Source organism: Trinickia sp., from assembly GCF_035492435.1.
Lineage (GTDB): Bacteria > Pseudomonadota > Gammaproteobacteria > Burkholderiales > Burkholderiaceae > Trinickia.
In genome coordinates this window covers 1-3,846 of the sequence record NZ_DATJJF010000195.1, presented here as the reverse complement: position 1 = coordinate 3,846, position 3,846 = coordinate 1, and the positions used below count along the sequence as shown (strand labels likewise).

The window sequence follows — 3,846 nt, the reverse complement described above, 5'->3', positions numbered from 1 at the left end:
AGATCGACGACCAGCAGCTTTGAACGAGAACGCGACACGCAGATCGCCATGCAATTTCCGCTCGCGTGCTCCTGCGCGGTGAGAAAGCAGTCCCGATGTTCAGGGCTTCCCTCCAGCACCTTGACCACGCAAGTTCCGCAGACGCCTTGCTCGCACGACGTCTCGACATCCATGCCGTGCTCGCGAAGGACATCGACGATCGTCTTGCCCGGCGCAATCGAAAACGTCTCGTTGGAACGCGCGAGCTTCAGGTCGAACGCCGCTTCGGGCTCAGCCTCCGATGTCGCCGTCGCCGCCGCGGCGAAGTACTCGAGATGGACGGCATCGTCGGGCCAGCCGTGACGCGCGGCGACCGTACGCACCGTGTCCATGAACGGTTGCGGCCCGCACAGATAGACGTGGCAACCGCCGTGGCGATTTCGAAGCGCCTCATCCAACGTCGCTTCGACGGCTTCGCGCTCTTGACCGAACAACAGCCGGCACGCGCCATTGAACGAGGCATCGTTCAGTTCGCCGCAAAATGCGGCATGCGCTTCGGAGCGAGCGAAATACAACAAGTCGAATGGCTGGCCCCGATCGCGAAGCTGGCGCGCCATGCCGATGATGGGCGTAATGCCGATCCCCCCTGCCACCAGCAGCGTTCTGCGCGCTTCGCCATCCATGCGAAAGTGGTTACGCGGCGCGGATATGCCCAATTCGCTGCCCACGCTCAACGATTCATGAACGAATCTCGAGCCGCCTCGCGATGCCGGCTCTCGTTTGACGGCGACTTCGTACGTGGACGTGTCGCTATACGATCCGCACAGCGAGTATTGCCGGACGACGCCCGACCCAAGATGCAGATCGATATGCGCACCGGGCTCCCAAGAGGGCAGCGCGGATCCATCCAGGGGCGCCAGTTTCAAAAGACGGATGCCTTGCGCAATGGTTTCGGCGGCAACGACTCGGACGGGGATGATATTCATGGCAAAGTGCATCGATTGAATTCGGTCATACAAAAACGGCTCGCCTCGCCTCGCTAAACGGCGAAACGAGCGTTACGTCATGCCTTCGCTTCCTGCAGCCGGAAGAGCTCCGCACTCTCCGCGTACTGGGCGCAATACGCTTCTTTCGTTTCTCCAGCGCCGATCTCGCCGGTGATGACGACCATGTCGCGGAAATCGTTGTCCTCTTCACGGCGAATCACACCGCGAGGATCCGAACCATCGGCCAGCGCCTGCGCCGCCTCGTCGAGCATCCGACGGGCGCGCACGATGGCGATGTCCGACGACGATAGATGCTCGTGACTTTGATCGTGAATCGTGCCTTGCGACTGCGTGATCGCAATGTCATGCACCGAGAAGCACTCGCCCAGACCCAGATATGCCTGACGCGCCATCGATTCGCGATCCTGCGAATACAGATTGCTCTTCGCGCGCCTCATACGATCGCCTTCGGCCTTCTCCGATTCGTATTGCTTGTGAAGTGCCTCTTTGTCGAGCTTGCCGCTGCGATGGAAGATGAACTCCCAGCGCCAGTGATGCTCGTCGTCGATCGGAACGTCCCACAGCATGGTGATGCCGCCGTCCCCCAAGTAACCTTCGAAACCGCCGACCGCACACGCATTCGGCATGACGAAGTTGGTAATGCGGATCGACGATCGATCGGCGCCCTCGATCTTGCGCAGCGTATAGAGCCGAACCCCAAAGCGAGTGTCTTCGATGGCGAGTTCAGGCCGAGCCTGATTCGAAAACACTCCCCAGCGAGCCTGCATGTCGGCGCTGGACAACTCCAATTGGTGCAGATACGAGGTGTGGACCGGATCGATGTTTCCCTCGCTCGCCTGCATCCAATTGCAGTCGCCAAACCAACGCGTCGTGTAGCGATATTCGCTACCGCCGGCCAGCGCCGGATAGTTCGGAAAGAGCGGCGGCTCGCCTGGACCCATATAGGCCCAGAATGCGCCGCCTGCCTCATGGATCGGATACGACTTCATGCGGATGCGATCCTTGGCCGTCGCCGACGCTTCCGCCGGTTGATCGAGACAGCGGCCGTTCACGTCGAACAGCCAACCGTGATACGGACAACGGATACCGCCCGCTTCGATGCGGCCCAGCGCCAAATCGGTGCAGCGATGGGCACACTTACGATCGATCAAACCCACTTGACCGTGATCGTCGCGAAACAGCACCAAGTCCTCGCCCATGATGCGGATCGGCTGCGGCGCCGCGCCGGCCGGCAACGAATCGATCAACGCGACCGGCTGCCAGTAACGTCGGAGCAATTCGCCGGCCGGCGTGCCGGCATTGGTTTGCGTCAAATACTGATAACGGTCGGCGCCGCGCGAACGCGGCTTGATCGTGATCGGATGAGTGGAGGTGTCCATGGTGTCTCCTCAGTTCTGTTCAAGGGCGATTGAAGTTGCGGCTCGGCGCAGGCCTCATTGAGCATTACGATATATTGATATCTGACCGAGAAAAATCGCCTTTCTTGCATATCTGATATACACTTGAAAGACAGATCGAGAGACGGATTCAGGACATGGAAATCAGGCAGCTCCAACATTTTTCGCGTATCGCCGAAATTGGCAATCTGACACGCGCCGCCAGCGTTCTCGGCTTGACTCAAGCTGCGCTGAGCCGCCAGGTCGGTCAGCTCGAGGCGGAACTCGGCACGGAATTGTTCAGGCGTAATGGCCGAGGACTCGTTCTGACCGATGCGGGCCAACGTCTGCTCGATCACGTGCCGTTGATCCTGCGGCAAATCGCCCTCGCCGAACGGGCGGTCCGGGGCAGCGTGGGGCCGGCAAAGGGCAACCTCGTGCTGGGGCTGCCCCCAAGCCTTGCCCGCACCGTCGTTTTGCCGCTCATCGATGCATTTCGCGAACGGTTGCCGGAGGTCACGCTGCGCACCGTCGACGGCTTGTCGGCGAATCTGGTCGAACTCGTGGGCGGCGGCAAACTCGACTGCTCGGTGGTCTACAATCAGCCGCCGAACGATGCCGTCGAAGTGCGCCTGTTGGCCGACGAGGAGCTGTATCTCGTCGCAAGCGCCGCGACACGGCGCGCGGGGAAGGCGCTGCCGCGTTCGCTCATGCTCACGGACATCGCGGCGCTTCCCCTTGTGACCGCCGGCACCGCCAACGCCGTACACGCCGCGCTGGCGAGCGCGATGGCGGCGATCGGATTGACGCCGCAGGTCGTGCATGAGATCGAAAATCTCACGGCCATCCTCGATTTGGTCCGCAAGGGCTACGGGTGCGCGGTCATCCCGCTGAGCGGAGTCCAGCCCTGCATCGGCGATCCGTCGTTGCGGCTGCATCGCATACGCAAACCCGTTCTACGGTGCAGTCTTTCCGTCGTGACGCCCGCGCGTGCATCGAACGACGTACTTATCGGGCAGGGGACGCAGTTGGTGCGCGAGGTCGTCCGCCAGCAGCTTGCGCAATTTCATCAAGAAGTCGAGCAGGCCATCGACGCATAACGCAACGCGCCGCCGACCTGCCATAGTCGCCGGCCGGAGGCCGGCGATTCATCGTCAAAACCGCTGCTGCATGCCCACCAGGACACCGATCTGTTTCGCGTTCGGCACCGTGAAATTGCCCGCGCCAACGGAATACGATGCGCGGCTATTGTTTTGCATGAAGCCAACCATCGTGTAGAGCGAGGTTCGTTTGGACAACAAGTACGTCGCCCGCATCACGTAGTAGTTGGCGTTTTTCCGATCGGTTGTGGTGATTCGGGAAATCTCGCCGTCGAATTCGAGATCGGGCCTCAGCAAGTACGAGGCGCCCCCGAAAAAGATGTTGGTTTGATAGTTCGTTGCCGCAGTGGTCATCCGATGGATAGCGCCGCCACGAAAGGCAAA

At 60.9% G+C, this 3,846-nt stretch carries 4 protein-coding genes; 1 reads left to right on the top strand and 3 read right to left on the bottom strand.

Annotated elements, in window-relative coordinates:
• Both VL598_RS13970 and VL598_RS13965 read right to left on the bottom strand, forming a co-directional pair.
• A partial coding sequence (locus VL598_RS13970; RefSeq protein WP_325327321.1) for a PDR/VanB family oxidoreductase occupies positions 1 to 965 on the bottom strand: 965 nt, incomplete at its 3' end.
• Positions 966 to 1,042: 77 nt separating this feature from the next.
• Complete coding sequence (locus VL598_RS13965) at positions 1,043 to 2,365, bottom strand: Rieske 2Fe-2S domain-containing protein (RefSeq protein ID WP_325327320.1); 1,323 nt, start codon at positions 2,363 to 2,365, stop codon at positions 1,043 to 1,045.
• Between the two features lie 155 nt (positions 2,366 to 2,520).
• Here VL598_RS13965 and VL598_RS13960 point away from each other — a divergent pair, with 155 nt between their 5' ends.
• Positions 2,521 to 3,462, top strand: coding sequence for a LysR family transcriptional regulator (locus VL598_RS13960; protein ID WP_325327319.1), 942 nt, complete (start codon positions 2,521 to 2,523; stop codon positions 3,460 to 3,462).
• 54 nt (positions 3,463 to 3,516) lie between these two features.
• Here the strand turns inward: VL598_RS13960 and VL598_RS13955 are convergent.
• On the bottom strand, positions 3,517 to 3,846 hold a 330-nt coding region (locus VL598_RS13955), incomplete at its 5' end, for a porin (RefSeq protein WP_325327318.1).

What these genes read in the sequence shown, in the direction of transcription:
- VL598_RS13965 (WP_325327320.1), bottom strand. Translation starts at nt 2,365, where the DNA reads ATGGACACCTCCACTCATCCGATCACGATCAAGCCGCGTTCGCGCGGC.
- VL598_RS13960 (WP_325327319.1), top strand. Translation starts at nt 2,521, where the DNA reads ATGGAAATCAGGCAGCTCCAACATTTTTCGCGTATCGCCGAAATTGGC.